Raw genomic sequence first — 26,168 nt, forward strand, 5'->3', positions numbered from 1 at the left:
TGTCACTCCCCCCGGGGCGCGTGGCCCGGCTCTGCGGGGCCGCAGCCCCCCGATGTGGCAGTCTTGGGCGCGATTGTGACTGAACTGAGGCCGGGCCGCGGTAATTTCAGGCCCCAGCCCTCGCCGCCGGCCACGCCCCCCTTGACCGCCCCGCGCGAAACGCTACCGATGGGCCGAGGAGCCCAGCCCAGCGGAGGATGCCATGCTCTACGCCTTCCAGCCGGGCACCCGCGGCCTGCAACGGCTCGGCCAGGAGAGCCCGATGAGCCCCGGATCGGAGCTCGAGCGCGCGCTCTGGATCGACCTCTACCGCCCCCTCGACAGCCAGGCCGCGGCGGTGGCGGCGCTCGGCATCGAGGTGCCGACGCTCGCCGACATGGAAGAGATCGAGATCTCGAACCGCCTCTACCGCGAGGAAAACGCCGATGTGATGACGGTCGTTCTGCCCGGGCTGACGCCGGACGGCGCGCAGATCTCCGGCCCGGTGAGCTTCATCCTGACCGAGCGCCGCCTCGTCACCGTGCGCCACCATGCGCCGCGCAGCTTCGAGACCTTCCCCGACCGCGCCGATCGCTCCGCCGCGGGCTGCGCGAGCGCCGAGCGGATCTTTCTGGGCCTGATCGAGGAGATCATCGCGCGGCAGGCGGACCTGCTCGAAGGGGTAGGGCGCACCCTCGACCGGGTCTCGGCGCAGGTGCTCTCGGGCAAGAAGATCTCGCCCTCCGAGCTGCAACTCGCGCTTGAAGAGGTCGGCCGGCAGGGCGAACTCGTCGGCCGGGTGAAGCTCGCGCTGCTTACCCTCGAACGCGCGCTCTCCTTCTTCGACCAGACGCTCGGCACCAACCCGCAGGGCAAGGAGCTGCGCTCCATCGTGAAAAGCCAGATGCGCGACATCGGTTCGCTCACCGTGCACGGCGATTTTCTCAGCTCGCGCGTGTCGCTCTCGGTCGATGCCACGCTCGGCATGATCAACCTCGCGCAGAACGTCACCGTGCGGATCGTCTCGGTGGTGGCCGCGCTCTTCATGCCGCCGACGATGATCGCCTCGATCTACGGGATGAACTTCCACCACATGCCCGAGCTCGACAACCCCTGGGGCTATCCCCTGGCGCTGGGGCTGATGGCGGCCTCGGCGGTGGGCACCTGGGCCTTCTTCAAGTGGAAAGATTGGCTCTGAGACCCGGCCGCCGCGCCGGTGGGGCGGGCGGGTTTTGCGTATTTGGACCAAGAAGAAGGGACAGGGCGCCGCTTCCCCCCTTCTTCTTGGCAAAAATACGCAAAATCGACGCAAACAGGGGCGGCGCGCCGGGCTTCAGCGCTCGAGCACCAGCCGGTCGCGGGTGATCTCGACGCGGGCGAAGCGGGTCAGATAGGTCATCCCCATCAGCGAGGTATCCATCTCGGCGTCGTTCACCACCGCGCGGACATTGGCGTCATGGATCGGGCCGAGCTCCATCGAGGCAAGCCGCACCGGCGCGGTGCGGATCACGCCATTGGCGGTGCGCGCCTGGCCGACATAGGCGAGCCCCGCCACATCGAGCCCGACGCGCGCCGCGTCGCGCGCGGTCAGCACGATATCGGTGGCGCCCGTGTCGACGACAAAGCGCACCGGCACGCCGTTCACCGCCGCGGTGAGGTAGTAATGCCCGTCGGGGGCGAGCGGCGCCTCGATCCGGCCATCGGCGAGCACCGATTGGCTCGGCATCACGCCGCGGCGGACATCGTTCCAGAGCCCGACCGCGGCCAGCGTGCCGAGAAAGATCAGCCCCCAGAGCATCGCCTGTTGCAGCGTGCGCTGCGGGCGGCGGCGGAACTCGATCACGAAATAGCCCCCCACCGCGACGGCAAGGAGGCCAAGATAGATCAGGCGGGCGAGGGTCTGGCTGTCCATGGCCAAGATGTAGGGCGCGCGGGGCGATTTGCGAAGGGGCGGATTGCCTCAGCCGCCCATCAGCCCGGCGCCTTTCAGCCCGTCGAGGATGAACTGGATCGCGAGCGCGGCGAGGAGCATGCCGAGAAGCCGCGTCACCACCATCGTGCCGGTGCGCCCCAAAAGCCGCTCGAGCGGGGTCGCGACGAGGAAGAGCGCAAAGACGCAGGCCAGAACCGCCAGCATGACGAGATGGACGCCGAGGATATCGGTGGCGGTGGCATCGGGGGCGCCGGCGAGCAGGATCATCGTCGCCATCGCGCCCGGGCCCGCGATCAGCGGCGTGGCGAGGGGGAAGACCGAGGGGTCGTGCGCGGGCTCGGCCTGCTGGCCCTCGCGGCGCTGGGTGCGGCGCTCGAAGAGCATATCGAGCGCGGTCAGGAACAGAAGCACGCCCCCCGCGATGCGGAAGGCGGGCATCGAGATGCCGATGCCAAGCAGGATCTTGTCGCCGAAGAGCCCGAAGAGCGTCAGAAGCCCCGCCGCGATCAGCGTGGCGCGCAGCCCTACCTTGATGCGCGCGCGCGCCGACTGGCCCTGGGTGAGCGCGATGAAGAGCGGCGCGAGGCCGATCGGGTCGACCACGACGAAGAGGGTGACGAAAGCGGTGATATATTCGGCAAGGACCATGGCGCAATCTAGCGCGCCGCGTCGGGCGGCGCCAGAGGGGGCGAGGGGGCGATCTCGACCGGGTTTTCGTCCTCCTCCGCCTCGGGGGGCAGGGCGGCGCGGATCTTCGCCGCGAGCGAGCGCGCGCCTGCGCCGATGCGCGTATCGACATGGGCCTCGGCGAGGCGCAGCAGATGGCCGAGCGCGGCGACCTCCTCGGGGGTGAGCACGAGCGGCGGCAGCGCCAGCGCCCGGCGCAGCATGTAGCCCACGCCGCGGCTGCCCTGCACCGGCACGCCGAAGGCCTGCAGCTCGGCCATGTCGCGCCAGATCGTGCGCTCCGAGACCCCGAGTCGCGCCGCCAGATCGCGGGCGCGGTGCATCTCGCCATCGCGCAAGATCACGATCAGGCTTTGCAAACGGTCGTTGCGGGGCATCGGGCTCTCCTTTGGACCGATCCTAGCGCGGCGGGGAGCAACTGACAATTAACTGTCAGTAATCTCGCCGCCCGCGCCGAAAAGCCCCGAAATCGCCCTTTGCCGCCCCGCCCCCTTTTGCATAATACCTCAAACCCCTGCGGAGGCGCGGCCTCCCGAGAGATGAGGACAAGACATGCTCAACAATATCGGTATCCCCGGCCTGCTCCTGATCGCGGTCGTCGTGCTCGTGCTTTTCGGCAAGGGCAAGGTCAGCTCGCTGATGGGCGAGGTCGGCAAGGGCATCACCGCCTTCAAGAAGGGCGTGAATGATGGCGCCAAGGAGGTCGAGGATGCGAAAGCCGAGGCCGCCAAGGATGTGACCTCCGAGAAGGACAAGGTCTGATCCGGAAGGGCGGCGCGCCATGTTGGATATCGGTTGGAGCGAGCTCTTGCTGATCGGCGTCGTGGCGCTGATCGTGGTCGGGCCGAAGGATCTGCCCCATATGTTCCATTCGCTGGGGCGGATGACCGCCAAGGCGCGGGCGATGGGGCGCGAATTCTCGCGCGCGATGGAGGAGGCCGCGCGCGACAGCGGCCTCGATGCGGCGGCGCAAAACGTCAAGGATCTCAAGGGCCTGACCTCGAAGAAATCGCTCGGGCTCGATGCGCTCGACCGCGTGACGGAGAAGTTCGAGAACTGGGATCCGAAGCTGCCCGGCGCGATCAAGGCCCCCGGCGCGCCGGCCTTCCCGGCCGACCCGCAAGACGCGGCTCCGGCGGCTTTCGAGGCGCATCCGGACGAGCTCGACGACGAGCCCGATCTGGCCCCCGAACCCGCCCCGGCGCCTGCGCCCGAGGCAAAGCCCAAGCCCGCCGAGGCGGCCGGTGCGGCCGACAAACCCGCGCCCAAACCCGGCAAGAAACCCGCCGCCAAGAAGGGTGAGGCATGAGCGCGAACGACAATCTCGACGACACCGCAGCGCCGCTGATCGAGCATCTGGCGGAGCTGCGCACGCGCATCCTCTATGCGCTCGGCGCCTTCGTGGTGGCCATGGTCGCGGCCTATTCGGTCTGGAACTACATCTTCAACTTCCTGACCCACCCGATCTGTCAGGCGCTCGCCGATCGCGGCCAGCAATGCGGCCTCTACCTGATCAAGCTGCAAGAGGGCTTCTTCGTCGCGATCAACATCTCCTTCGTGGGGGGCTTCGCGCTGAGCTTCCCGGTGATCGCCTACCAGCTCTGGCGCTTCGTCGCGCCGGGGCTCTATCGCTCTGAAAAGGCGGCGTTCTTGCCGTTTCTCGTGGCCTCGCCGGTGATGTTCTTCGCGGGGGCGGCCTTCGCCTATTACGTCATCCTGCCGATGGCCTTCACCTTCTTCCTCGGCTTCCAGCAAGGGGGCCTCGGCGAGGGCGCGACGAACGAGCTCGCCTCGATCGGCTTTCAGGGCTCGGTGCAGGAATATCTCAACCTGACGATCAAGTTCATCCTCGCCTTCGGGATCTGCTTCCAGCTGCCGGTGCTGCTGACGCTGATGGGCAAGGCGGGGCTTGTCTCCGCCAAGGGGCTCGCCAGCGTGCGCCGCTATGCGGTGGTGGTGATCCTGATCGTCGCCGCGATCGCGACGCCGCCCGATGTGGTCAGCCAGGTGACGCTCTTCTCGGTGGTCTACGGGCTTTACGAGGTCGCGATCCAGCTTGTCGCACGGATCGAGCGCAAGCGCGAGGCGAAGATGCGCGCCGAGGGCACCTGGGTCGATGAGGACGAGGACGAAGACGAGGGCAAGGCATGAGCGACGCGCTGACCCGCATCGCCGAGGCGCTCGAGCGCATGGCCCCCGCGCCGCGCCCGGCGCCCGATTTCGGCGCCGCCGAGGCGTTTCTCTGGGCGACCGAGCCTGACCGGCTGGTGCCGGTGCGCAAGGTCAGCCGGGTGGCGCTCGACCTCTTGCGCGGCATCGACCGCGCGCGCGACACGCTCTTGGCCAATACGCTGCAATTCGCGCGCGGCTATGCGGCGAACAATGCGCTGCTGTGGGGCGCGCGGGGGATGGGCAAGAGCTCGCTCGTCAAGGCGGTGCATGCCGAGGTGCTGGCGCAGGGGCTGCCGCTCAAACTGGTGGAGCTTGCGCGCGAGGATCTGCCCTCGGTGGGGCGGCTGATGAACCATCTGCGCGCCTCCGGCAGCCGGTTCTTGCTCTTTTGCGATGACCTGTCGTTCAGCCATGACGACCAGCATTACAAGAGCCTGAAGGCGGTGCTCGATGGCGGGATCGAGGGGCGGCCGGCCAATGTGCTGCTCTATGCGACCTCGAACCGGCGCCACCTGATGCCGCGCGACATGATCGAGAACGAGCGCTCGACCGCGATCAACCCCGCCGAGGCGGTCGAGGAAAAGGTCTCGCTCTCGGATCGCTTCGGGCTCTGGCTCGGCTTCCACCCCTGCAGCCAGGATGAATTCCTCGCCATGATCGCGGGCTATTGCGCGGCCTATGGGGTCGAGATCGGCGCAGACGAGCTGCGCGCCGAGGCGATCGAATGGCAGGCGACACGCGGCAGCCGCTCAGGCCGGGTCGCCTGGCAATATTTCTCCGATCTCGCGGGGCGACGCGGCATCGCGCTCTGACCGCCATCGAGCCGAGTGGAACGCGCGCCCCCCGGGGCGCGTTTTGCATTCCATATTGAGAACGTATGGCGGATAGTCATTCTCAAATAAGTCCATTTTGTGCATAGTCACTTGGGCGTATCTCTCCCCCATGACCAATGAACGACCGCCCCGCGGTCCTGAAGGAGAGATGAAATGACCAACCTGCTCGCCACTTTCGGCTTCGGCTCCGAAACCGCGATCGCCGCCGCCGCGCTCGTGCTGCGCCTTGCCCTCGCGGGGCTGTTCCTCGCCCATGCCTGGCTGAAGATCTTCGTCTTCACCCCGGCCGGCGCCGCAGGCTACTTCCAATCGCTCGGCCTGCCCGGCGCGCTCGCCTATGTCACCATCGCGGTGGAGATCCTCGGCGCGCTCGCCCTGCTCCTTGGCTTCCAGACGAGCCTCGTGGCCCTCGCGCTGATCCCGGTTCTGCTTGGCGCCGCGATCCTTGCCCATGGTCCGAACGGCTTTTGGTTCACCAATGCCAATGGCGGCTGGGAATATCCGGCGTTCTGGACCGTCGCGCTCTTCGTGCAAGCGCTCCTCGGCGGCGGGCTCCTCGCGCTGACCAAATGACAGAAAAAGGGGGGCGCTGCCCCCCCTTTACGACATCAAGAGCAAGACCAGAAGTTGCGGCGCGAGGATCCGCAGGCACATGACCAGCGGATAGACCGACGCATAGCCGATCGATTGCGCCGAGGAGCCCGACATCGCATTGGCGAAGGCGAGCGCGGGCGGGTCGGTCATCGAGCCGGCCATCACGCCCGCGAGGCTGAGGTAATTCACCTTCCAGACCGCGCGCGCCACGATCCCGACGGTCAGGAGCGGAATGAGCGTGATCAGCGCGCCATAGCCCATCCAGTGAAAGCCCTCGCCGCGGGTCAGCGTCTCGAGGAAATTGCCCCCCGCTTTCAGCCCGACCGCCGCGAGAAAGAGGATGATCCCGAGCTCGCGCAGCGCGTGGTTCGCGACCGGCGGCATGAAGAACACGAAGGGCCCGAAGAAGCCCAGCCGCGAAAGCGCGATCGCGACGACGAGCGGGCCGCCTGCGAGGCCGAGTTTGAGCGGGGCGGGCAGGCCGGGCAGCAGGATCGGGATCGAGCCGACCAGCACGCCGAGCACGATGCCGAAGAACACGGCCGAGAACTGCGCCTGTTCGAGGGCCGCGTTGCGGTCGCCAAAGAGGGTCTTGATGCTCGCGATATCCTCCTGCGCGCCGACCACGGTGAGGATATCGCCAAATTGCAGCGCGAGGCTGCCTTGGGCGGTGAGCTCGGTGCCCGCCCGCATCACCCGCGAGACCGAGACCCCATGCCCTTCGAGGCCGAAATCGCGCAGATGGCGGCCGAGCGCCTTCTTCTCGGTCACCACCACGCGCTGCCAGGTCAGGTTGGTGCCCTTGGTCGTGGTGAGGGCGACATCGACCTCTTCGCCGAGGATCAACATCATGTTGTGGAGCTTCTCCGCCGGCCCCACGAGATGGAGGATATCGCCAAGCGCGAGGCGCATCGAGCGGCTCGGGTGGAGGAGCTGGTCGCCCTTGCGCAGCCGCGACACGACGACGCCGGCGTCGTAGAGATCGGGCACCTCGCCGAGGCTCAGCCCCTCGAAATTCGGGTTGCGCAGCGCCACGTTCATCGCCGGCAGCGCGCCCGCGCCGCGGCGTCGGCTCTGCTCGAAGGCCTCCTCCTCGGCCTCGATCTTCACCCGGAAGACCGCGCGCACGACGAGCATCGAGATCAGGATGCCCACGATCCCGAACGGATAGGCGACTGCATAGCCCAGGCCCGGCAGCGCCACCGTCGCCGGGTCGGCGCCGATGTCTTTCAGCGCCTGAGTCGCGGCGCCAAGGCCCGGCGTGTTGGTCACCGCCCCCGACATCACGCCGACGAGCGCGGGCACCGGCACCCCCGCCACAAAATGCAGCGCCGCCGCCGTCAGCACGCCAAGCAGGACCACCGAGGCCGCGATGATATTGAGCTGAAGCCCGGATTTTTGCAGCGTCGAGAAGAAGCCCGGCCCGACCTGGATGCCGATCGTGAAAACGAACAGGATCAGCCCGAATTCGCGCACGAATTCCATCATTTCGGCATCGAAATGCAGCCCCGCGGCGCCCGCGACATGGCCGACGAAGATCCCCGCGAAGAGCACGCCGCCGATGCCGAGCCCGATCCCGCGCCAGTTCAGCCCGCCGAGCCAGAGCCCGAGCGAGCCCGCCACCCCGAGCGCGATACTCGCCAGCGCGACCGCCGGAAGCCCTTGCAAGAATGCGACGAGCGCGTTCATGTTTGCCCCTTTCTGACGCAAACGGCACGTCCCCGCGCCTCAAGACGCAGGGTGCGGGCCGTGACCTCTGCGGTCAACAGCTCTCTCACATGGAGATTGAAATTTCGTATCCAGGCGCGGCATCTGCCGAAAACTTCCGCGCCCGCAACGGGTTATTCGAGGTAGGGCATCGGGTCGACGCTGTCGATGCCCTTGCGGACCTCGAAATGCAGATAGGCCGGCTGGCCGCCCGCGACCTTGGCGATGGTCTGGCCGCGCTTGACGGCGGCGCCCTTCTGCACCGCGATATCGGTGACGTTGTAGTAGATCGTCACCAGATTGTCGGGGTGTTTGATGCCGATGAAATAGACCTGCTCGGTATCCTGGCTGAGCACGATCACGGTGCCGCCCTCGGCCGCGGCGACGGGGGTGCCGGCGGCGGAGGCGATGTCGATCCCGTCGTTTTTCTTCTTCACATAGGGGCGGATGATCGCGCCCGAGACCGGCATTTGCAGCCGCGATTTGGCCGAGGCGGCGGTGCGCTGGCCGCCCATGTCGGGCGCGGCGCTGGTGTCGACGGGCTCGGAGGCCTTCGGCGGCGCCTCGTCGGGCAGGGGTTTGGCGGCCGAGGGCGGCGTCGGCGTGGGCGAGCCCGCGCCCGGCTCGGTGGTGGGCTCGGCGGCGGCGACCTGGGTCTTGGCGGCGGCCACCGGGATCAGCAGATATTGCCCCTCGCGGACGTTGAGATCGGCGGGCAGGCCGTTCCAGTCGGCCAGCGAGCGCACCGGCACGTTGTAATAACGCGCAATCGAATAGGCGGTCTCGCCGCGGGCGACCTTGTGGCGCACGGGCTCGGGGCCGGCGGCGGCGGCGGCGGCCTTGGCGGCGCTCGGCGCGGGGGCGGCGGCGGCGGGCGCAGCGGCAGGTGCGCTCGCGGCGGGCTGGCTCGCCTCGGCGCGGTCGATCGCCGAGGAGGCGAGCGAGGTGATGTCGATGGTTTCGGTGCCGGTCCCGGCGGGGGCCGTGGCGGCGGGCGCGGCGGGCTCGGCCACCCGGCGGGGCAGGGCGAGCACCTCGTTCTTGTTCAGCGCCGCCTCCGGCGAGACCGCATTATAGCGCGCAAGCTCGGCCGGATCGACGCCGACGCGCGCCGCGACCGAGGCGACGGTATCGCCGTTGCGCGCCACCGCGACCTGATAATTCGGGTACGAGATCACGCCGCGGCTGTCGGGCGTCGGGCGGTCGGCGGTGGCCTGACGCGCCGCGGCCGAGGTATCGAAACCGGATTTGCCGAATTTGCGCAGATCGGGGTCGAAATCGGAGCAGGCGGTGAGCGCCAGCAGCGCGGCGCCGGTCATCAGAAGCGGAACCAGACGGGTGGGCTTGGGGGCTTCGGTCATCAGCTCGGTCCTCGGTCTCAGGGCCCCTTCGGCGGGGCTTGTCTTTGAATTTCAGTCGCTTGCCAGGCCTTCGACGAGCGGCACGAAGCGCACGGGGCGCAGCTCTTCGTAATCATACCCGCTCTCGAGCCGGCGCACGCGGATCAGGCTTTGCACCGTATCCGACTGGCCGACAGGCACAACCATGATACCGCCGATCTTGAGCTGCGACAACAGCAGCCCGGGCGGATCTTCGGCCGCGGCGGTGACGAGAATGCGGTCGAAGGGCGCCTGATCGGGCAGGCCAAGCGCGCCATCGCCCGCCAGCGCCACGATATTGGGCAGGCCGAGCGCGCGGAAGAGCCCCTCGGCCTCGCGCACGAGCCGACGGTGGCGGTCGACCGTATAGACGCGGCGCACGAGGCAGCTCAGCACCGCCGCCTGATAGCCCGAGCCCGTGCCCACCTCGAGCACCGTGTCGCGCGGGCTGGTCTCCAGCGCCTGGGTCATCAGCGCCACGATCGAGGGCTGCGAGATCGTCTGGCCGCAGGCGATCGGCAGGGGCATATCCTCATAGGCGCGCCCGGCGAAGATATTGCGCACGAACAGGCCGCGGTCGATCCGCTCCATCGCGCCCAGAACCCGTTGATCCGTCACGCCTTTCGAGCGCAGCGCGAAGAGGAAGCGCATCTTGCGCTCGGCCAGCTCCTCGGCGCTCGGCGCCGTCTCCTCGGGCTCGGGCGCGGTGGGCTCGCTCATGCCAGCGCCGCCGCGAGATCGGCCAGAACGTCATGCGCGGTCAGATCGGCGCGCATCGGCGTGACCGAGATATAGCCCTCGAGGTTGGCCGCCGCATCGGTGCCCGGCGCGGTCGCGGTATGCTGCGGGCCGCCCTTGACCCAGAGAAAGCGCCGACCCGTGGGCGAGTGCTGCGGCTCGACGGTGAAGAAACTGTCGGTGCGATAGCCCTGCGCGGCGACCTGCGCGCCCTTCACCGCCGCCGCCGGCACCGGCGGGAAATTGACGTTGTAAAAGACCCGGTAGGGGCCGTTGTCCCAGATGCCGTTCGTCCAGAGCCGGCGCACCAGATCCGCGCCATGCACCCGCGCGGCCTCGAACGGGTCGAGCCCGGGGCCCATGCAGTCGGGCCCGAGGAACTGGCTCAGCGCGATCGCGGGCACGCCCTGGAGTGCTGCCTCCATCGCCCCGCCGAGCGTGCCCGAATAGAGCGCGTTCTCGGCCGAGTTGTTGCCGCGGTTGACGCCGGAGAGGACGAGATCGGGGCGGCCGTCCTTGAGCACATCATAAAGCCCCGCGAGCACACAATCGGCCGGCGTGCCCTCGGCGGCAAAGCGGCGCGGCCCGTGCTGGGCGATCATCATCGGGCGGGTGTAGCTGATGCAATGGCCGACGCCGGATTGCTCGAAGGCGGGCGCCACGACCCAGACCTCGCCCTCGGGGCCCGCGATCTCGGCCGCGATCGCCTCGAGAACCTCGAGGCCCGGGGCGTGGATCCCGTCGTCATTGGTGATCAGAATGCGCATCTTTCCCCCTCGCTTTTCCCCTGATTAGCGCGCGCGCGCGCGGGGGTAAAGCGGGGCGGGGTGCAGGGCGCCGAAGTGTCGCCCCGAAGCCGCAGCTTCAGAGCGCCGCGACGATCCGCGCGGCCTCGTCGGCGCAGCTTGCGAGCGCGGCGCGGTCCTCGCTCGGGAAGAAGCGTGCGCGCGTTGCGGTGGCCATCGGCGCGGGGGTGTCGATCACGATCCGCGGGCCGATCTTGACCGCTTCGGCCTGCCAGCTGCGCACCAGCGCCATCTGCCCGGCCTTGGTCGCGCCATAGGAGCCGAAGAATTTCTCGCCCGCCCGCGGGTCGTCGAAAAAGAGCGCCGTGCCGTCGCCCGCGCGCAGGAGCGGCTCGATCAGCGGGATCAGCCCCGCCGTCGCGGTCATGTTGGTCGCCACCGATTTCGCGAAATCCTTGGCGTCGAGATGACCCGCCGGGCACAGCGGCGCGGCATGGATCGCGCAATGCGCCCAGAGCTGGACGCCGCCGAACCGCCCCGCGATCATCTCGGCCATATAGGCCATCTGCTCGGGCTCGGTCACATCGAGCGGCGCGAGCGTCGCCGCGCCATGGCCCGCGCCCTGGATCTTGTCGTCGAGCTCCTCGAGCCCGCCCACCGTGCGCGCCACCGCCATCACATGCCAGCCCGCGCCCGCCAGCGCCTCGCCAAGCGAGAAGCCGAGGCCGCGCGAGGCGCCGGTGATCAGGGCCAGTTTCTGGGGCTCTTGCGGGGGGGTAAGGGGCGTGCTCATGCGCGATCTGATGCCAGAGCGCGCGCGGGCGCGCAAGAGCCTCGCGCGCGCTCGTCGGGGGCGAGGCTGCGGCGGGGCGTCGCGCAGAGTTTTGCAAATTTGCGCGTGCTTCGGCGCGCTTCTTTGCAACTGTGCCCTTTCGCCGCGTCAGTCGATTGACAAGGCCGCGCTGACTCGCCAAGGTGCGCAACAATATTATCCACTCATGCGGAAGGTTCTGCCATGACGCTTTCGAAGGCCCTCGTGCCCTCCACCTCGATTGCCCCCCGCGCCGCGATGGTGCTCGGCGGCTCGGCGCTGCTCGCGGTTGCCTCGCAAATCTCGGTGCCGATGTTCCCGGTGCCGATGACGCTGCAAACGCTCGCGGTGCTGACCATCGGCCTGACCATGGGCACCCGCATGGGCGTGGCGACCGTGGCCGCCTGGCTCGCGCAAGCGGCGATGGGCCTGCCGGTGCTCGCCAATGGCGGTTCGACCGCCGCCTTCTTCGGCCCGACGGCGGGCTTCCTGCTCGGCTTCCTCGCGATGGTCGCGGTGGCGGGCTTTGCCGCCGACCGTGGCGTGAAATCGGTGATCGGGCTCTCGCTCGCAGGCCTCGCGGCGACCGTGGTGCTCTACATCCCGGGCCTCGCCTATCCGGCGGTGCTGATGGGCAAGACCATGCCCGAGCTGCTCTCGGGCTGGATGATGCCGTTCCTCGCGGGCGATGCGGTCAAGGCGGTTCTCGCCGCGCTCGTCGTCTCGGGCGGCTGGGCGGCTCTGGCCAAGCGCGGCTGAGCCTCGCGCCTCAAGACTTCGCGAAACGCCGCCCCTCGGGGCGGCGTTTTTCATTGCGGATCAGAGGGTTCGGGCGCGGTCTTCAACCGCGCGAGCGCCGCCTCGCACATCCCGTAGGCAAGCCACTGGCACGGCGCGCAGATCTCGGAGAGCGCGCCCTCGGGCAGAGCCCGCATCCGCGCGCGCGCCTCGCCCCAGCTCAGCCGATCCCCCGGCGCCAGCCCGAGCGCGCGGCCATGCGCGGCATCGAGCGCAGCGATCTTGGCCTGGCTCTCGCAGCCCTCGCCGCGCCGCGCGGGGCAGGGCGCGCAGATATCATCGGCCGCGCCCACCACCTCGATCTCGACCGCCTCCCCGCGCGCCGCGCGCAGCCGACCCAGCACGATCGCGCTCATATTGGCGGTGAACTCGGGGCTGTAGCCCTTGCCCTCGAAGCCGAGCGAACAAAGGAAATGATGCGGGCGGTAGCGCAGGGGGCTCTGGGGCATCTCAGGATCGTCCGTCTGGCCTCGTGGCGGCGGCGGATTTGCGTATTTGGTCCAAGAAGAAGCGACAGGGTTTCTTCTTGGCAAAAATACGCCCGCCGGAGGCAGGAAGTTCAAGCGAAAAGGCCGGGGATTTCTCCCCGGCCTTCAGTCATTGCGGCGCTGATCAGCGGTTCTCGACCGGGACGTAGTCGCGGAAGGTCTCGCCGGTGTAGAGCTGGCGCGGGCGGCCGATCTTGCCGGCCGGGTCGCCGATCATCTCTTTCCACTGCGAGATCCAGCCGACGGTGCGCGACAGCGCGAAGATCGGGGTGAACATCGCGGTCGGGAAGCCCATCGCCTCGAGGATGATGCCCGAGTAGAAGTCGACGTTCGGGTAGAGCTTCTTCTCGATGAAATAGGGGTCTTGCAGCGCGATCTTCTCGAGCTCCTTGGCCACCTGCAGGGTCGGGTTGTCGTGGATGCCGAGCAGGTCGAGCACCTCGTCGGCCGATTCCTTCATCACCTTCGCGCGCGGGTCGAAGTTCTTGTAGACCCGGTGCCCGAAGCCCATCAGCTTGAACGGGTCGTTCTTGTCCTTCGCGCGGGCGATGAATTCCGGGATCCGGTCGACGGTGCCGATTTCACGCAGCATCTCGAGGCAGGCCTGGTTGGCGCCGCCATGGGCGGGGCCCCACAGGCAGGCGATGCCGGCCGCGATACAGGCAAACGGGTTCGCGCCCGAGGAGCCCGCGAGGCGGACGGTCGAGGTCGAGGCGTTTTGCTCGTGATCGGCGTGGAGCGTGAAGATCCGGTCCATGGCGCGGGCGAGCGCGGGCTCGACCTTGTAGGGCTCGGCCGGGACCGAGAAGCACATGTGCAGGAAGTTCTCGGCATAGCCCATGTCGTTGCGCGGATAGACGAAGGGCTGGCCGATCGAATATTTATAGGCCCAGGCGGCGATCGTCGGCAGTTTTGCGACGAGGCGCATCGAGGCGACTTCGCGCTGCCACGGGTCGTTGATGTCGAGGCTGTCGTGGTAGAAGGACGAGAGCGCGCCGACCACGCCGACCATGGTCGCCATCGGGTGCGCGTCGCGACGGAAGCCGCGGAAGAAATACTGGATCTGCTCGTGCAGCATGGTGTGACGGGTGATCCGGTTCTCGAAATCTTCCATCTGTTGCTTGTTCGGCAGCTCGCCGTTCAGCAGCAGGTAGCACACTTCGAGGTAATGCGATTTCTCGGCCAGTTGGTCGATCGGATAGCCGCGATAAAGGAGCTCGCCCTTGTCGCCGTCGATATAGGTGATCGCCGATTCACAGGCGGCGGTCGAGGTGAAGCCCGGGTCGAAGGTGAACACGTCCGCCTGGCCGTAGAGTTTGCGGATATCGAGAACATCCGGGCCCACCGACGGCGAGATCACCGGCAGATCGTAAGTCTTGCCGTCCAGCGTCAGAGTGGCAGTTCGTTTCGTTTCAGCCATGAGCTTCCCTTTCCTGTCATCCGGCTGGGCAAGCCGGGTTATGTCGTCCGGTTTCCCGGGAGGCGGTCCGCCCTCAGGCCGCCTGATCTTCGAGCCGGGCCAGCGTTTCATCGCGGCCCAGAACCAGCATCATGTCGAACACGCTGGGGGTCACCGACCGCCCGGCGAGGGCTGCGCGCAGCGGGCCGGCCAGTTTACCTAGCCCAAGGCCGTGCGCCTGTGCCACATCCGAGACAATGGCCTCCAATTCTTCGCGCGTCCAGCTAGCATTTTGCAGGCGCGGCGTCAACGATTTCAGTATACCACGGGATACAGTATCGAGCGCCTTCGCCGCCTTTTCCTCGACCTCGATCGGCCGCGCCACCAGCGCGAAATGGCCCTTCTCCAGCAGCTGCGGGAAGGTTTTCGCCGCGGTTTTCAGAAAGCCGAGGCTCGCGCCGAGGGTCGCGCGCTGCGCCGCGGAAAGCGCGGGCTGCCCCGCCGCCTCCAGATAGCCCTCGAGCTCCGCCATCAACGCGCCGTCCTCCGTGATCGCAAGGTGCTGACCACAGATATTCTCCAGTTTCTTGAAGTCCAGCCGCGCCGGCGAGCGACCGATTCCCTCCAGCTCGAACCACTCCTTCGCCTGCGCATCGGTGAAGAATTCGTCGTCGCCATGGCTCCAGCCGAGCCGCGCGAGATAGTTGCGCATCCCCGCCGCCGGATAGCCCATCGCCTGATATTCCTCGAGCCCGACCGCGCCGTGGCGTTTCGAGAGCTTCTTGCCATCGGGGCCGTGGATCAGCGGGATATGGGCAAACACCGGGATCTCCCAGCCCATCGCCTTATAGACCTGCACCTGACGGGCGGTGTTGGTCAGGTGGTCATCGCCCCGGATCACATGGGTGACGCCCATGTCATGGTCGTCGACCACCACCGCGAGCATATAGGTCGGCGTGCCGTCCGAGCGCAGGCAGACCATGTCGTCGATCTGGTCGTTGCGGAAGGTGACCTCGCCCTGCACCTTGTCGGGGATCACCGTCGCGCCCTCGCGCGGGGCCTTGAGGCGGATCACATAGGGCGCGTCGGGGTGGCTTGCCGGGTCGGCGTCGCGCCAGGGGCTCTGGAACAGCGTCGAGCGGCCCTCGGCGCGGGCGGCCTCGCGGAAGGCCTCAATCTCGTCCTGCGTGGAGAAGCATTTGTAGGCCATCCCGCGGGCGAGCATCTCATGGGCGACCTCGGCGTGGCGGGGGGCGCGCTCGAACTGGCTGATCGGGGCGCCGTCGAATTCGAGCCCGAGCCAGTCGAGCCCCTTGAGGATCGCGGCGGTGGCTTCCGGGGTCGAGCGGGCGCGGTCGGTATCCTCGATGCGCAGCAGGAAGGTGCCGCCATGGCCGCGCGCGAAGAGCCAGTTGAACAGCGCCGTGCGCGCGCCGCCGATATGCAGATAGCCGGTCGGCGAGGGGGCGAAGCGGGTGACGATTTTTTGCGACATCGGCGCCTTTCTCGCGGCCTGCCGGGGGCAAAAGGGGCCGCGTTAACGATCTGGTAACCATGAAGCCCGTAGGCTCGCTTGCGCAGATGAATAAGAGCCTCGGCGCGGAGAAACAAGCGTGGGATCGGAACTCGCAGCGGCAATCGAGACGCCCGGGGCGCGGGCGGGGGCAGGGGCCGCGGGGCTCGCGGCGGCGGCGCGTGCGCGCGCGCCCGGCCTTGCGCGCGGGCTCGGCGCGGTGCTGCGCGATCTCTTGACCGGCGGGCTCGCCGATCTGCCCGGCGCGCTGGCGCGGGCGCGCACCGAGCTTGTGCCCTGGTCGCCCATCGCGCTCTCTTGCGGGATCGGCGCCTATTTCGCCTGGCCGGGCGAGCCGGGGCCGGCGGTGATCGCGGCGGCGGTCGCGGCCGGGCTTCTCGGGCTCTGGGGGGCGCTGCGCGGGGCGGAGGCGCTGCGCTTCCCCGCCGCCTGCCTCTTTCTCGCCGCGCTCGGCCTCGTGCTTGCCAGCCACCGCGCCCAGAGCATCGCCGCGCCGGTTCTCGCCTATCGCTATTACGGCCCGGTCGAGGGCCGGATCGTCGAGATCGACCGCTCGCGCGCCGATCTGTTGCGCCTGACGCTCGCCGAGCCGCGCCTCGACGGCCTCGGCCCCGAGCAAACCCCCGCCCGCGTGCGCATCTCCCTCCACAAGCCGCAAGATCACCTCGCGCTCAGCCCCGGCCTGCGTGTCGCGCTGACCGCGAACCTCTCGCCCCCGCCCGCCCCCGCCGCGCCGGGCGCCTTTGATTTCAGGCGCTTTTCCTGGTTCGATCAGCTCGGCGCCGTGGGCTATACGAAAACCCCGGTGCTCGCGCTCGGGCCGCCTGAGGCCGGGCTTGGCAGCGCGGCCGAACGGCTGCGCCTGCGCCTCTCCGCCGCGATGCAGGCCGCGATCCCGGGGCAGGCGGGGGCGGTCGCCGCCGCGCTGATGACCGGCGACCGCTCGGGCATCCTCGAGCAAACCAACGCCGCGATGCGCGCCGCCAACCTCTATCACATCGTCTCGATCTCGGGGCTGCACATGGGGCTGATCGCGGGTTTCGTCTTCGCCGCGATCCGCTACGGGCTCGCGCTCGCCGGGCCCTTGGCGCTGATCTGGCCGACGAAGAAGATCGCCGCCGGCGTCGCGCTCGTCGCCGCGAGCCTCTATCTGTGGATCTCCGGCGCCGAGGTCGCGACCCAGCGCGCTTATCTGATGACCGCGGTGATGCTCGGCGCGGTGCTCTTCGACCGCCGCGCGCTCAGCCTCGGCACGGTGGCGCTGGCGGCCTTCGCGCTCCTCCTCTGGCGGCCCGAGGTGCTGACCTCGGCGGGCTTCCAGATGTCCTTCGCCGCGACGGTCGCGCTGATCGTGACCTATCGTCATTGGCCGCAGCTGACGCGCGCGCTGCCGCGCTGGCTCACCCCGGTCGCAGGGCTCGCGATGACCTCGCTCGTGGCGGGCTTCGCCACCGGCCCGATCGCGGCGGCGCAGTTTCACCGGATGACCGAATACGGGCTCCTGGCCAATATGCTCGCGGTGCCGGTCGTTGGCGCGGTGGTGATGCCTGCGGGCGTAATCGCGGCGGTGCTGGCGCCCCTCGGCCTCGCGGCGCCGGCGCTCTGGGCGATGGGGCTCGGCACGCGCTGGATGCTCTGGGTTGCCGATCTGATCGCGGGGCTCGAGGGCGCGACCGTGCCGGTGGGCGCGCCGCCCGGCTGGGTTTTGCCGGTGCTCGCGCTCGGGGCGGTGGGGCTGATCCTCGGGCGCGGCGCGGCGCGCGGGCTTGCGCTCGCGGCGCTCGGGGCTGCGGCGCTCGGCTGGCAGATGGCCACGCCGCCGCTTCTTCTGATCGCGCCGGAGGGCGAGCTTGTCGGGCTGATGACGCCGGCGGGGCGCGCGCTCTCCAAACCCGGCGCCGCCTTCATCGCCGAGAGCTGGCTCGCCGCCGATGGCGATGGCGCAACGGTTGAGGAGGCCGCCGCAAGGCCCGGATTTTCGGGCGAAAAAGCCGCCCGCTCGGCCTCGCTCCCGGGTGGTCGGACACTTTGGCACCTGACCGGCAAATCCGCCCCCGGCCGGCTCGCCGAAGCCTGCGCACCCGGGGCCCTCGTCGTGCTCGCCGCCCGCGCGCCGGCGGGCTTCGCGGGCCCCTGCGATCTCTGGGATCAAACGCGCCTTGCACAGACCGGCGCGGTCGGAATTACCGCCGACGGCCAGATGACGGCCGTTTCCGAACGCACCGGCGCCCGCCTCTGGGCGCCGCGCCACGACTGAAAAAGGGCGCCCGCGGCGCCCCCTTCATCTCTCAGTAGCTGCGGATCAGCCCGACGAGCCGCCCCTGCACCTTCACCTGCTCCTCGCGCAGCACCCGCGTCTCATAAGCCGGGTTCGCCGCCTCGAGCGCGATCATCCCGCCGCGCCGATAATAGCGTTTCAGCGTCGCCTCGAGCCCATCGACCAGCGCCACCACGATATCGCCGTTGTCCGCCGTGCCCTGCTCGCGGATCACCACGATATCGCCGTCGTTGATCCCGGCCTCGATCATCGAGTCGCCCTTGACCTCGAGCGCATAATGCTCGCCCCGCCCCGAAAGCATTGAGCCCGGCACCGCGACATGATGCGAGACCTCGGCGATCGCCTCGATCGGCACCCCCGCCGCGATCCGCCCCATCACCGGCAATTCAAACGCGCCCGCCGCCTCGACCGACATCGCGCCGCGCGGCGGATCGGTCTTGTCGCCCTCGATCACGCGCGGCGTAAAACCGCCCTTCGGCTCGGTCTTGTCGAGCGCTTCGGGCAGTTTGACGATCTCGATCGCCCGCGCGCGATGCGCCAGACGGCGGATGAAGCCACGCTCCTCGAGCGCCGTGATCAGCCGGTGGATCCCCGATTTCGACCGCAGGTCGAGCGCGTCCTTCATCTCGTCGAACGAAGGCGGAACACCGTCCTGCGCCATTCGCTTCTGGATAAACTCCAGCAATTCCAATTGCTTGCGCGTAAGCATCCGGACCCCTCCGCCAATACATCGCACCCACGTTCGTTAAAGGTTCTAGCGCTGTTCCCCTTTCGTGTCAAGAATTTGAACGAAACGACCGCCCCTATGCTTCATCTGGTGTTCACCGGTGAACGGGGTCAGAGCGGCAGATACTCCACGATCTCGCCCGCGCCGCGCGGGCCGTCGCCCAGGGGCCGGATCAGGAGCGCATTCGCCTCCGCCAGGAGCATCATCTGCGCCGAATCCTGGCTCTCGAACGGGGTGATCATGGGCAGATCGGGCCCGGGCTCGAGGCGCGCGCGCATGTAATGGCTGCGCGGGCCGGTCGGGCCGGTCGCCGCGCCAAGGCGCGCGCGCAGCGGCGTCCGGGCCGGCGCGAGGCCCTGCATCGCGGCGAGCATCGGCTCGAGAAAGAGCTTGGCGCAGACGAGCGCGGCCACCGGGTTGCCGGGCATCCCGAGCAAAACCGCGCCGCCCATCCGCCCCGCCATCAAGGGCTTGCCCGGCCGCATCGCGATCTTCCAGAAGGCGCGCTCGAGCCCGAGATCGGCCGCGACCGCGCCGACGAGATCATGCGCGCCGACCGAAGCCCCGCCCGAGGTCACGATCAGATCCACGCCCTCGGCGAGGCCGAAAATCATCCGCAAGCTCGCCTCGTTATCGCGCGCGATCGGCAGCATCCGCACCTCGGCGCCCGCGGCCTCGGCCGCCGCGGCGAGGGTGAAATTGTTCGAGCACAGGATCTGATCGGGGCCGGGCGCCTCGCCGGGCATCACGAGCTCATCCCCCGTCGCGATGATCGCGACGACGGGGCGGCGATGCACCTCGAGCTCGGCCACGTTCATCGCGGCGAGCAGGCCCAGATCGCGCGGCGTGAGCGCGCGGCGCGGGAAAAACGCCATCCCTTCGGTGAAATCCTGGCCGCGGGGGCGGATGTTGGGGTTGGCGGACAGGCTGGCGGGCAGGGTGATCGTCTCGCCCGCGCGCGTGACATCCTCTTGCAGCACCACGACGCCGGCGGGCGCCGGGGTGGGCGCGCCGGTGAAGATCCGCACCGCCTGGCCGGGGGCGAGGGGGCCGGTATAGCCGCGCCCGGCCGCCGCCTCGCCGTCGACGCGCAACACCGCGCCGGGGCGATGATCGGCGGCGGCGAGCCAGTAGCCATCCATCGCCGAGGCATCGAAGGGCGGCTGCGTGAGCCCCGCCACCGCGGGCGCGGCGAGCACGCGCCCCGCGCCCGCGCGCAGCGCGACCCGCTCCGAGGGCAGCGCCCGCACCAGATCCAGAACCTTGGCCAGCGCCTCCTCGACCGGGATCATACCTTCACTCCGCCTCGTAACGGCCTGATTTGCCGCCATCTTTCAGGACAACGCGCACCCCTTCGATGCGCATCGACTTCTCCACCGCTTTCAGCATGTCATAGACCGTGAGCGCCGCCGTGGTGACCGCGGTCAGCGCCTCCATCTCGACGCCGGTCTGCCCCGAGGTCTTCACCGTCGCGCGGATCCGCACCCCGGGCAGCCCCGGATCGGGCGTCAGATCGAGCGCGACCTTGGTGATCGGCAGCGGATGGCAGAGCGGGATCAGCTCGGCGCATTTCTTCGCCCCCATGATCCCCGCGACCCGCGCGATCCCCAGAACATCTCCCTTTTTCGCCGTGCCTTCAAGCACATAGGCGAGCGTCTCGGGCGTCATCACCACCGCGCCCTCGGCGGTTGCCACCCGGTCGGTCACGGCCTTGTCGGAGACATCGACCATATGGGCCTGACCGGCGGCGTCGAAATGCGACAGGCTCATGCGATCTCCAGCAGCTTGCGCGTCGCCCCCGCGACATCCTCTTGCCGCATCAGGCTCTCGCCGATCAGGAAACGCCGCGCGCCGACCGCGGCCATCGCGGCCATATCGGCGGGGGTGAAGATGCCGCTCTCGCACACGAGCTCGCGGCCCTCGGCCAGGATCACCGGCGCAAGCGCGCGCGTCACATCCAGCGTGACCTCGAAGGTCTTGAGATTGCGGTTGTTGACCCCCATCAAGGGCGAGCGCGTGACCTTCAGCGCGCGCGCGAGCTCCTCGGCGTCATGGACCTCGACGAGCACATCCATGCCCCAGTCCGTCGCTGCCGCCTCGAGCTCGGCCGCGAGGCTGTCCTCGACGGAGGCCATGATGATCAGGATGCAATCGGCCCCCCAGGCGCGCGCCTCGGCGACCTGATAGGTATCATAGAGGAAATCCTTGCGCAGCGCCGGCAGCCCGCAGGCCCCCCGCGCGGCGCGCAGATACTCCGGCGCGCCCTGGAAACTCGGCGCATCGGTCAGCACCGAGAGACAGGCCGCGCCCCCCGCCTCATAGGCACGCGCGAGCGCCGGCGGGTCGAAATCGGGGCGAATGAGCCCCTTCGAGGGCGAGGCTTTCTTGATCTCGGCGATCAGCCCGTAGACGGTCTCGGCCTTGGCGGCAAGCGCGCGGGCAAAGCCGCGGGTGGGCTCTTGGGCGCGCGCCTCGGCCTCCACCGCGCCAAGCGGGCGCGCGGCTTTCGCGGCGGCGATCTCTTCGAGCTTGTAGGCCTTGATCTTGTCGAGAATGTTCATTCCGCCTCCGAGGTGATGCGCGCCAGCGTCTCGACCGCGCGCAGCGCCGCGCCCGACTCGATCGAGGCCGCGGCGATCTCGACGCCCTCCTTGAGCCCCGCGGCCTTCTCCGCCACGATCAGCGCGGCCGCCGCATTGAGCAGCACCGCGTCGCGGTAAGCCCCCGTTTCGCCTTCCAAAATCGCGCGCAACGCGGCGGCGTTCTCGGCCGGCGTGCCGCCCAGAATATCGCGCAGCGGATGCGCGGGCAGCCCGGCGTCCTCGGGGTGGATCTCAAATCCGCGCACCTTGCCGCCCTCGAGCGCCGCGACCGAGGTCGCGCCGGTGATCGAGATTTCGTCCATCCCGTCCGCGCCATGCACGAGCCAGGCCTTCTCCGAGCCGAGCTCCTTCAGCGTCTCGGCCATCGGCCAGATCAGATCGGGGGCGAAGGCGCCGGTGAGCTGGCGTTTGACGCCCGCGGGGTTGGTCAGCGGCCCGAGGATGTTGAAGATCGTCTTGCAGCCCAGATCGAGCCGCACCGGCATCACATGTTTCATCGCCGGGTGGTGCATCGGCGCCATCATGAAGCCGATCCCGGCCTCCTTGAGCGCGCGCTCGACCACGCGGGCCTCGCGCATCACATTGATGCCGAGCGCCGAAAGCGCATCGGCCGAGCCCGATTTCGAGGAGAGATTGCGGTTGCCGTGTTTGGCGACCGGCACGCCCGCGCCGGCCACGACAAAGGCCGTCGCGGTGGAGATATTGAGCGTGCCAAGCGCGTCGCCGCCGGTGCCGACGATGTCGATCGCGCCTTCGGGCGCGCGCACCGGCACGCATTTGGCGCGCATCACCGCGGCGGCGGCCGCATATTCCGCGACCGACTCGCCGCGCGCGCGCATCGCCATGAGGAGCCCCGCCATCTGCGCAGGGCTCGCGGTGCCCTCGAAAAGCTCCTCGAACGCGGCCTCCGCCTGCGCGCGCGACAGCGGCCCCTCGGAGGCCGCAAAGATCAGCGGTTTCATAGCATCGCTCATGCGCGCACCTTCACTTTCGCTTCGTCGAGGAAATTGCGGATCATCTGATGGCCGTGTTCGGAGGCGATCGACTCGGGGTGGAACTGCACCCCCTCGATCAGCTTCTCGCGGTGGCGCAGGCCCATGATCATCCCGCCCTCGAGCCAGGCGGTGACCTCGAGGCAGTCGGGCAGGGTCTCGCGCTCGACGATCAGCGAGTGATAGCGGGTGGCCTGGAAGGGCGAGGGCAGGCCGCGGAAGACGCCTTTGCCCGCGTGGTGGATGGTGCCCATCTTGCCATGCACGATCTCGCCCGCGCGCACGACCCGCCCGCCGAAAGCCTCGCCGATCGTCTGATGGCCGAGGCAGACGCCCAAGAGCGGCACGCCCGCTTCCGCGGCGGCCAGCGTCAGCGGCAGGCAGATGCCCGCCGCGGCCGGGTCGCAGGGCCCGGGCGAGAGCACGATCGCCTCCGCCCCCATGCCCATCGCCGCCTGCACATCGAGCGCGTCGTTGCGCACCACCTTCACATCGGCGCCGAGTTCGCCGAAATAATGCACGAGGTTATAGGTGAAGCTGTCGTAGTTATCGATAAGCAGGAGCATGGCGCATTTCCCGTAAGCCGCCCGGATTCTGGGGGTGAACCGGGAGTTTCGTCGGGCTATAGATGTTCAGAGCAGGGCGCCGGGGTCAAGGGTGGCGGGGCGAGAATGCCCGGCCTTGGGGCCGGCGCGAGGGCAAAAGATTGCGAGAGGGCAGGCAATGGTGCGTGGGCTGATTGGCGGGCTGATGAGCGGCGGCGTGGTGGTGGGGCTGGGGCTCGGGGCGGCTTCGCTGATGGCGCCGCTGCCGCCCGGCGCGAACCGCGCCGAGGCGCCCGCGGCGCAGCCCGTGCCCGAGGCCGCGCCGCAGGTGGCGCTGGCGCCCGCCGCGACCGATCTCCCGGAGGGGTCGGAATTTGCCCGCACCGCGCGCGAGCCGAGCCCGGTTCTGCCTGCCCCGCAAGGCACGCCGCAGGCCGGGCCCGCCGCGCCGCTCGCCCTCGCGCCCGAGGCCGAAAATGCCGCGCCGCCGGTGATCTCGACCGACCCGGGCGCGCCGCCGCAGGCCGCCGAGCCCGCCCCTGCGCCGCAGGCCGCGCCGGAAACGCCCGCGCTCGCGCTCGCTGAGCCCCCCGAGGCGGAGACGCCGCTGCCGGTGCCGCCGCCCGGCGAGGCGCTCGCGCCCGAGCTTGCGGCGCCCGAAACCGCGCCGGAAACCGCAAAGCCCGAGGCCGCTTCGCCCGAGGCCGCCCATCAGCCGGCGGCGGATCTGCCGCCTGTGCATCGCCCCGCCGAAGAGGCCGCACCGCCCGCCGAAGCGCCCGCCGCCGAGCCCGCGCCCGAGAGCGAGATCGTGCTGGTGCCCGATGGCGCCAACCCCGAGCGCCCGCGGGTCTTCACGCTCGAGCGTGCCGGCGAGGCCGCGCCCCCCGGCACCCCCGCGCCGAGCCTGACCAACGCGCCGCAGGTGCGCACCGGCCGGCTGCCGCAGATCGGCGCCACGCCCGAGGCCGCCGCAGAGGCCACCGCAGAGGCCGCCACCGCGGGCGCCACCCGCCGCTATGCGCGCCCCTACACGCCCGAGCCGGGCAAGCCGATGCTCTCGATCCTGCTCGTCGACCCCGGTGCCGCGGCCGGCGGGCTCGATGCCAATACGTTGAAAACACTTGATCTTCCGATCACGATCGCGCTCGACCCGCAACGCCCCGACGCCCGCGCCGCCGCCGAGGATTACCGTGCGGCGGGCTTCGAGGTGGCGATCCTCGCGCAGGATCTGCCCGCCGGCGCGACGCCTGCCGACCTCGAGGTCGCGCTCGAGGTTTGGCGCGACACGATCCCCGAGGCGATGGCGTTGGTCGAAAGCGCCACCCCGAAGATCCAGAACAACCGCCCCCTCGCGCAGCAACTCGTCAAGGCGCTCGCCGCCGACGGGCTCGGCGTCGTCACCCAAAGCCAGGGCCTCGATGCCGAGGGCCAGCTCGCCGTGGCGGCGGGCCTGCCGGCGGCGAAGGTCTGGCGCGTGCTCGACGGCGCGCGCGAACGCGGCGCGGTGATCGAGCGCACGCTCGCCCGCGCGGCCTTCGAGGCGCAGCGCGACGGGCGGGTGATCGTGATGCTCTCGGCTTGGCCCGAATCGATCGCGGGCCTCACGACCTGGGCCGCGGGCGCGCAAGAGGTCACGCTCGCGCCGGTCTCGGCGCAGATGCTGGGCGAATAACGCAAACGGCGGGCCCTGGGCCCGCCGCGCTTCAGCTGTTCGAGGGGCCCACGAACCGCCCCGCATCCTCGGCAGCCTTTCGCAAGGCCTTGGATTTGTTTACGGTTTCCTGGAACTCGGCCTCCGGGTCGCTGTCGAAGACGACCCCGCCGCCGGCCTGGATGTAAAGCGTGTGATCCTTCACCACCGCGGTGCGCAGCGCGATGCACATATCCATCTCGCCATTCGCCGCGAAATAGCCCACGCCGCCGCCATAGATGCCGCGCTTTTCCGGCTCGAGCTCGTCGATGATCTCCATCGCGCGGACCTTCGGCGCGCCCGAGACGGTGCCCGCCGGCAGCCCCGCCAAGAGCGCTGAGAGCGCATCCTCGCCGTCGGCCAATTCGCCCACCACATTCGAGACGATATGCATGACGTGGCTGTAGCGCTCGATCACGAATTTCTCGGTCGGGTGGACGGTGCCGATCTTGGCGACCCGGCCGACATCATTGCGCCCCAGATCGAGCAGCATCAGGTGCTCGGCGAGCTCCTTCTTGTCGGCGAGCAGATCCTCCTCGAGCGCGCGATCCTCGGCGGGCGTGGTGCCGCGCGGGCGGGTGCCGGCGATCGGGCGGATGGTGACCTCGCCCTCGCGCAGCCGCACCAGGATCTCGGGGCTCGCGCCGACGATCTGGAAACCGCCGAAATTGAGGTAGAACATGAAGGGCGAGGGGTTCGTGCGGCGCAGCGAGCGGTAGAGCGCGAACGGCGGCAGCGGGAAATCCGCCGCCCAGCGTTGCGCGGGCACGACCTGGAAGATATCGCCGGCGCGGATATATTCTTTCGCCTTTTCAACGGCCTGCTTGTAGCCCTCGGGGGTGAAGTTCGAGCGCAGCGGACCCACTTGCGCGACCTCGCCCATCTCGCGGGTCTGCGCGGGCGTGCGGTCGAGATCGCGCAGCGCATCCATCACCCGCTCGGCCGCCTGCGCATAGGCCGCCCGCGCCGAGAGGCCCGAGCCCTGGAACGCCGGCGCGCAGAGGATCACATCGCCCTTCACCCCGTCGAGCACCGCAACGAGCGAGGGCCGCAACAGCACCGCATCGGGCACGCCGATCGGGTCGGGGTTGATGTTGGGCAGGTGCTCGACAAGGCGGATCGTGTCATAGCCGAGATAGCCGAAGAGGCCGGCCGCAGCGGCGGGCAGATCCTCGGGCATCTCGATCCGGCTCTCCGCGATCAGCGCGCGCAGGCTCTCGAACGGGTGGCCGGGGAGCTCGTCGAAGCGCTCCTCGAACCGCGCCTGACGGTTGATCCGCGCCGTCTCGCCCCGGCATTCCCAGATCACATCGGGCTTCATCCCCACGATCGAATAGCGCCCGCGCACCTCGCCGCCGGTGACCGATTCGAGCATGAAGGCGTTGGCTTGCGTATCGGCGAGCTTCAGCATCAGCGAGACCGGCGTGTCGAGATCGGCCGCGAGGCGCGCGTAGACGAGCTGGTTCTTGCCAGATTTCCAAGCCTGTTCAAAGGCTTCGAACGAGGGGGAGAGGGCGACCATCGGGGTCTCC

At 69.2% G+C, this 26,168-nt stretch carries 27 protein-coding genes; 9 read left to right on the top strand and 18 right to left on the bottom strand.

The window, feature by feature from the left end; translation table 11 throughout:
* Nucleotides 1-202: 202 nt before the first annotated feature.
* Nucleotides 203-1,177 (top strand): magnesium transporter CorA family protein, encoded by a 975-nt coding sequence (locus tag LPB142_RS06495; RefSeq protein WP_068767345.1) that lies wholly within the window; start codon nt 203-205, stop codon nt 1,175-1,177.
* A gap of 135 nt (nt 1,178-1,312) precedes the next feature.
* Here the strand turns inward: LPB142_RS06495 and LPB142_RS06500 are convergent, their stop codons facing one another.
* Genes LPB142_RS06500 through LPB142_RS06510 form a run of 3 tightly spaced genes read right to left on the bottom strand, consistent with a single transcriptional unit; the run spans nt 1,313 to nt 2,976 of the window.
* Nucleotides 1,313-1,891 carry a retropepsin-like aspartic protease family protein gene (locus LPB142_RS06500; protein WP_071165873.1) on the bottom strand — a complete coding sequence of 193 codons (579 nt, stop codon included), beginning with the start codon at nt 1,889-1,891 and terminating at the stop codon, nt 1,313-1,315.
* A gap of 48 nt (nt 1,892-1,939) precedes the next feature.
* Nucleotides 1,940-2,560, bottom strand: coding sequence for a MarC family protein (locus tag LPB142_RS06505; protein WP_068767343.1), 621 nt, complete (start codon nt 2,558-2,560; stop codon nt 1,940-1,942).
* An 8-nt stretch (nt 2,561-2,568) separates the two neighbouring features.
* On the bottom strand, nt 2,569-2,976 hold the full coding sequence (locus tag LPB142_RS06510) for a helix-turn-helix transcriptional regulator (protein ID WP_068767342.1): 408 nt from the start codon (nt 2,974-2,976) through the stop codon (nt 2,569-2,571).
* Nucleotides 2,977-3,151: 175 nt separating this feature from the next.
* Between LPB142_RS06510 and LPB142_RS06515 the strand changes: the two genes are divergently transcribed.
* The 5 genes from LPB142_RS06515 (at nt 3,152) to LPB142_RS06535 (ending at nt 6,177) form a co-directional block, all read left to right on the top strand.
* Nucleotides 3,152-3,361, top strand: coding sequence for a twin-arginine translocase TatA/TatE family subunit (locus LPB142_RS06515; protein ID WP_068767341.1), 210 nt, complete (start codon nt 3,152-3,154; stop codon nt 3,359-3,361).
* A gap of 19 nt (nt 3,362-3,380) precedes the next feature.
* Nucleotides 3,381-3,908, top strand: coding sequence for a Sec-independent protein translocase protein TatB (tatB, locus tag LPB142_RS06520; protein WP_071165874.1), 528 nt, complete (start codon nt 3,381-3,383; stop codon nt 3,906-3,908).
* Nucleotides 3,905-4,750 (top strand): twin-arginine translocase subunit TatC, encoded by an 846-nt coding sequence (gene tatC / locus LPB142_RS06525; protein ID WP_071165875.1) that lies wholly within the window; start codon nt 3,905-3,907, stop codon nt 4,748-4,750. Before tatB ends, tatC begins: the two co-directional genes overlap by 4 nt.
* Nucleotides 4,747-5,583 (top strand): ATP-binding protein, encoded by an 837-nt coding sequence (locus LPB142_RS06530; RefSeq protein WP_071165876.1) that lies wholly within the window; start codon nt 4,747-4,749, stop codon nt 5,581-5,583. The genes tatC and LPB142_RS06530 overlap by 4 nt, the downstream gene beginning before the upstream one ends.
* Nucleotides 5,584-5,757: 174 nt before the next feature.
* The gene (locus tag LPB142_RS06535; protein WP_068767337.1) at nt 5,758-6,177 is read left to right on the top strand and encodes a DoxX family protein; all 420 of its coding nucleotides are present in this window, start codon (nt 5,758-5,760) and stop codon (nt 6,175-6,177) included.
* A gap of 27 nt (nt 6,178-6,204) precedes the next feature.
* On the opposite strand, the gene LPB142_RS06540 is transcribed toward LPB142_RS06535, so the two are convergent.
* The 5 genes from LPB142_RS06540 to LPB142_RS06560 form a co-directional block, all read right to left on the bottom strand.
* Entirely contained in the window at nt 6,205-7,887 is a 1,683-nt protein-coding gene (locus LPB142_RS06540) for a putative transporter (protein ID WP_071165877.1), read from the bottom strand.
* Between the two features lie 152 nt (nt 7,888-8,039).
* Nucleotides 8,040-9,266 carry a peptidoglycan DD-metalloendopeptidase family protein gene (locus LPB142_RS06545; RefSeq protein ID WP_232230987.1) on the bottom strand — a complete coding sequence of 409 codons (1,227 nt, stop codon included), beginning with the start codon at nt 9,264-9,266 and terminating at the stop codon, nt 8,040-8,042.
* A 51-nt stretch (nt 9,267-9,317) separates the two neighbouring features.
* Nucleotides 9,318-10,004, bottom strand: coding sequence for a protein-L-isoaspartate(D-aspartate) O-methyltransferase (locus LPB142_RS06550; RefSeq protein WP_068767334.1), 687 nt, complete (start codon nt 10,002-10,004; stop codon nt 9,318-9,320).
* Nucleotides 10,001-10,789, bottom strand: coding sequence for a 5'/3'-nucleotidase SurE (surE, locus tag LPB142_RS06555; RefSeq protein ID WP_071165878.1), 789 nt, complete (start codon nt 10,787-10,789; stop codon nt 10,001-10,003). Before surE ends, LPB142_RS06550 begins: the two co-directional genes overlap by 4 nt.
* A 97-nt stretch (nt 10,790-10,886) precedes the next feature.
* Nucleotides 10,887-11,561, bottom strand: a complete 675-nt coding sequence (locus LPB142_RS06560) for an SDR family NAD(P)-dependent oxidoreductase (RefSeq protein WP_071165879.1) — start codon at nt 11,559-11,561, stop codon at nt 10,887-10,889.
* Between the two features lie 222 nt (nt 11,562-11,783).
* Here LPB142_RS06560 and LPB142_RS06565 point away from each other — a divergent pair, with 222 nt between their 5' ends.
* Nucleotides 11,784-12,338 (top strand): biotin transporter BioY, encoded by a 555-nt coding sequence (locus LPB142_RS06565; protein ID WP_068767331.1) that lies wholly within the window; start codon nt 11,784-11,786, stop codon nt 12,336-12,338.
* A gap of 50 nt (nt 12,339-12,388) precedes the next feature.
* Here LPB142_RS06565 and LPB142_RS06570 read toward each other — a convergent pair whose 3' ends face one another.
* The 3 genes from LPB142_RS06570 to gltX all read right to left on the bottom strand — a co-directional run bounded on the left by LPB142_RS06570 (nt 12,389) and on the right by gltX (nt 15,759).
* Nucleotides 12,389-12,826 carry a DUF1284 domain-containing protein gene (locus LPB142_RS06570; protein ID WP_068767330.1) on the bottom strand — a complete coding sequence of 146 codons (438 nt, stop codon included), beginning with the start codon at nt 12,824-12,826 and terminating at the stop codon, nt 12,389-12,391.
* A gap of 163 nt (nt 12,827-12,989) precedes the next feature.
* Nucleotides 12,990-14,285, bottom strand: a complete 1,296-nt coding sequence (gene gltA / locus LPB142_RS06575; RefSeq protein WP_068767329.1) for a citrate synthase — start codon at nt 14,283-14,285, stop codon at nt 12,990-12,992.
* 73 nt (nt 14,286-14,358) lie between these two features.
* A complete protein-coding gene (gene gltX / locus LPB142_RS06580; RefSeq protein ID WP_071165880.1) occupies nt 14,359-15,759 on the bottom strand; it encodes a glutamate--tRNA ligase in 1,401 nt (466 codons plus the stop codon).
* 118 nt (nt 15,760-15,877) lie between these two features.
* Here gltX and LPB142_RS06585 point away from each other — a divergent pair, with 118 nt between their 5' ends.
* Nucleotides 15,878-18,055: a ComEC/Rec2 family competence protein gene (locus LPB142_RS06585; RefSeq protein ID WP_156894331.1), complete on the top strand. Its 2,178-nt coding sequence runs from the start codon at nt 15,878-15,880 to the stop codon at nt 18,053-18,055.
* A gap of 31 nt (nt 18,056-18,086) precedes the next feature.
* Here LPB142_RS06585 and lexA read toward each other — a convergent pair whose 3' ends face one another.
* From lexA to LPB142_RS06615, 6 genes are all read right to left on the bottom strand, one after another.
* Entirely contained in the window at nt 18,087-18,785 is a 699-nt protein-coding gene (gene lexA, locus LPB142_RS06590) for a transcriptional repressor LexA (protein WP_068767327.1), read from the bottom strand.
* Between the two features lie 128 nt (nt 18,786-18,913).
* The gene (locus LPB142_RS06595; protein WP_068767326.1) at nt 18,914-20,095 is read right to left on the bottom strand and encodes a molybdopterin molybdotransferase MoeA; all 1,182 of its coding nucleotides are present in this window, start codon (nt 20,093-20,095) and stop codon (nt 18,914-18,916) included.
* Nucleotides 20,096-20,099: 4 nt separating this feature from the next.
* Nucleotides 20,100-20,573, bottom strand: a complete 474-nt coding sequence (gene moaC, locus LPB142_RS06600) for a cyclic pyranopterin monophosphate synthase MoaC (protein WP_071165881.1) — start codon at nt 20,571-20,573, stop codon at nt 20,100-20,102.
* Nucleotides 20,570-21,364, bottom strand: a complete 795-nt coding sequence (trpC, locus tag LPB142_RS06605; RefSeq protein WP_071165882.1) for an indole-3-glycerol phosphate synthase TrpC — start codon at nt 21,362-21,364, stop codon at nt 20,570-20,572. The genes moaC and trpC overlap by 4 nt, the downstream gene beginning before the upstream one ends.
* Complete coding sequence (gene trpD, locus LPB142_RS06610; RefSeq protein WP_071165883.1) at nt 21,361-22,380, bottom strand: anthranilate phosphoribosyltransferase; 1,020 nt, start codon at nt 22,378-22,380, stop codon at nt 21,361-21,363. Before trpD ends, trpC begins: the two co-directional genes overlap by 4 nt.
* Nucleotides 22,377-22,964, bottom strand: coding sequence for an anthranilate synthase component II (locus LPB142_RS06615; protein WP_068767322.1), 588 nt, complete (start codon nt 22,962-22,964; stop codon nt 22,377-22,379). Before LPB142_RS06615 ends, trpD begins: the two co-directional genes overlap by 4 nt.
* Nucleotides 22,965-23,121: 157 nt before the next feature.
* Between LPB142_RS06615 and LPB142_RS19780 the strand changes: the two genes are divergently transcribed.
* Nucleotides 23,122-24,618, top strand: a complete 1,497-nt coding sequence (locus tag LPB142_RS19780; RefSeq protein ID WP_071165884.1) for a divergent polysaccharide deacetylase family protein — start codon at nt 23,122-23,124, stop codon at nt 24,616-24,618.
* Nucleotides 24,619-24,649: 31 nt separating this feature from the next.
* Here LPB142_RS19780 and trpE read toward each other — a convergent pair whose 3' ends face one another.
* Nucleotides 24,650-26,158, bottom strand: coding sequence for an anthranilate synthase component I (trpE, locus tag LPB142_RS06625; protein ID WP_071165885.1), 1,509 nt, complete (start codon nt 26,156-26,158; stop codon nt 24,650-24,652).
* Between the last annotated feature and the right edge of the window lie 10 nt (nt 26,159-26,168).

It is taken from the genome of Rhodobacter xanthinilyticus (assembly GCF_001856665.1).
Taxonomy (GTDB): Bacteria; Pseudomonadota; Alphaproteobacteria; order Rhodobacterales; family Rhodobacteraceae; genus Rhodobacter; species Rhodobacter xanthinilyticus.

What these genes read in the sequence shown, in the direction of transcription:
- LPB142_RS06495 (WP_068767345.1), top strand. Translation starts at nt 203, where the DNA reads ATGCTCTACGCCTTCCAGCCGGGCACCCGCGGCCTGCAACGGCTCGGC.
- LPB142_RS06500 (WP_071165873.1), bottom strand. Translation starts at nt 1,891, where the DNA reads ATGGACAGCCAGACCCTCGCCCGCCTGATCTATCTTGGCCTCCTTGCC.
- LPB142_RS06505 (WP_068767343.1), bottom strand. Translation starts at nt 2,560, where the DNA reads ATGGTCCTTGCCGAATATATCACCGCTTTCGTCACCCTCTTCGTCGTG.
- LPB142_RS06510 (WP_068767342.1), bottom strand. Translation starts at nt 2,976, where the DNA reads ATGCCCCGCAACGACCGTTTGCAAAGCCTGATCGTGATCTTGCGCGAT.
- LPB142_RS06515 (WP_068767341.1), top strand. Translation starts at nt 3,152, where the DNA reads ATGCTCAACAATATCGGTATCCCCGGCCTGCTCCTGATCGCGGTCGTC.
- tatB (WP_071165874.1), top strand. Translation starts at nt 3,381, where the DNA reads ATGTTGGATATCGGTTGGAGCGAGCTCTTGCTGATCGGCGTCGTGGCG.
- tatC (WP_071165875.1), top strand. Translation starts at nt 3,905, where the DNA reads ATGAGCGCGAACGACAATCTCGACGACACCGCAGCGCCGCTGATCGAG.
- LPB142_RS06530 (WP_071165876.1), top strand. Translation starts at nt 4,747, where the DNA reads ATGAGCGACGCGCTGACCCGCATCGCCGAGGCGCTCGAGCGCATGGCC.
- LPB142_RS06535 (WP_068767337.1), top strand. Translation starts at nt 5,758, where the DNA reads ATGACCAACCTGCTCGCCACTTTCGGCTTCGGCTCCGAAACCGCGATC.
- LPB142_RS06540 (WP_071165877.1), bottom strand. Translation starts at nt 7,887, where the DNA reads ATGAACGCGCTCGTCGCATTCTTGCAAGGGCTTCCGGCGGTCGCGCTG.
- LPB142_RS06545 (WP_232230987.1), bottom strand. Translation starts at nt 9,266, where the DNA reads ATGACCGAAGCCCCCAAGCCCACCCGTCTGGTTCCGCTTCTGATGACC.
- LPB142_RS06550 (WP_068767334.1), bottom strand. Translation starts at nt 10,004, where the DNA reads ATGAGCGAGCCCACCGCGCCCGAGCCCGAGGAGACGGCGCCGAGCGCC.
- surE (WP_071165878.1), bottom strand. Translation starts at nt 10,789, where the DNA reads ATGCGCATTCTGATCACCAATGACGACGGGATCCACGCCCCGGGCCTC.
- LPB142_RS06560 (WP_071165879.1), bottom strand. Translation starts at nt 11,561, where the DNA reads ATGAGCACGCCCCTTACCCCCCCGCAAGAGCCCCAGAAACTGGCCCTG.
- LPB142_RS06565 (WP_068767331.1), top strand. Translation starts at nt 11,784, where the DNA reads ATGACGCTTTCGAAGGCCCTCGTGCCCTCCACCTCGATTGCCCCCCGC.
- LPB142_RS06570 (WP_068767330.1), bottom strand. Translation starts at nt 12,826, where the DNA reads ATGCCCCAGAGCCCCCTGCGCTACCGCCCGCATCATTTCCTTTGTTCG.
- gltA (WP_068767329.1), bottom strand. Translation starts at nt 14,285, where the DNA reads ATGGCTGAAACGAAACGAACTGCCACTCTGACGCTGGACGGCAAGACT.
- gltX (WP_071165880.1), bottom strand. Translation starts at nt 15,759, where the DNA reads ATGTCGCAAAAAATCGTCACCCGCTTCGCCCCCTCGCCGACCGGCTAT.
- lexA (WP_068767327.1), bottom strand. Translation starts at nt 18,785, where the DNA reads ATGCTTACGCGCAAGCAATTGGAATTGCTGGAGTTTATCCAGAAGCGA.
- LPB142_RS06595 (WP_068767326.1), bottom strand. Translation starts at nt 20,095, where the DNA reads ATGATCCCGGTCGAGGAGGCGCTGGCCAAGGTTCTGGATCTGGTGCGG.
- moaC (WP_071165881.1), bottom strand. Translation starts at nt 20,573, where the DNA reads ATGAGCCTGTCGCATTTCGACGCCGCCGGTCAGGCCCATATGGTCGAT.
- trpC (WP_071165882.1), bottom strand. Translation starts at nt 21,364, where the DNA reads ATGAACATTCTCGACAAGATCAAGGCCTACAAGCTCGAAGAGATCGCC.
- trpD (WP_071165883.1), bottom strand. Translation starts at nt 22,380, where the DNA reads ATGAGCGATGCTATGAAACCGCTGATCTTTGCGGCCTCCGAGGGGCCG.
- LPB142_RS06615 (WP_068767322.1), bottom strand. Translation starts at nt 22,964, where the DNA reads ATGCTCCTGCTTATCGATAACTACGACAGCTTCACCTATAACCTCGTG.
- LPB142_RS19780 (WP_071165884.1), top strand. Translation starts at nt 23,122, where the DNA reads ATGGTGCGTGGGCTGATTGGCGGGCTGATGAGCGGCGGCGTGGTGGTG.
- trpE (WP_071165885.1), bottom strand. Translation starts at nt 26,158, where the DNA reads ATGGTCGCCCTCTCCCCCTCGTTCGAAGCCTTTGAACAGGCTTGGAAA.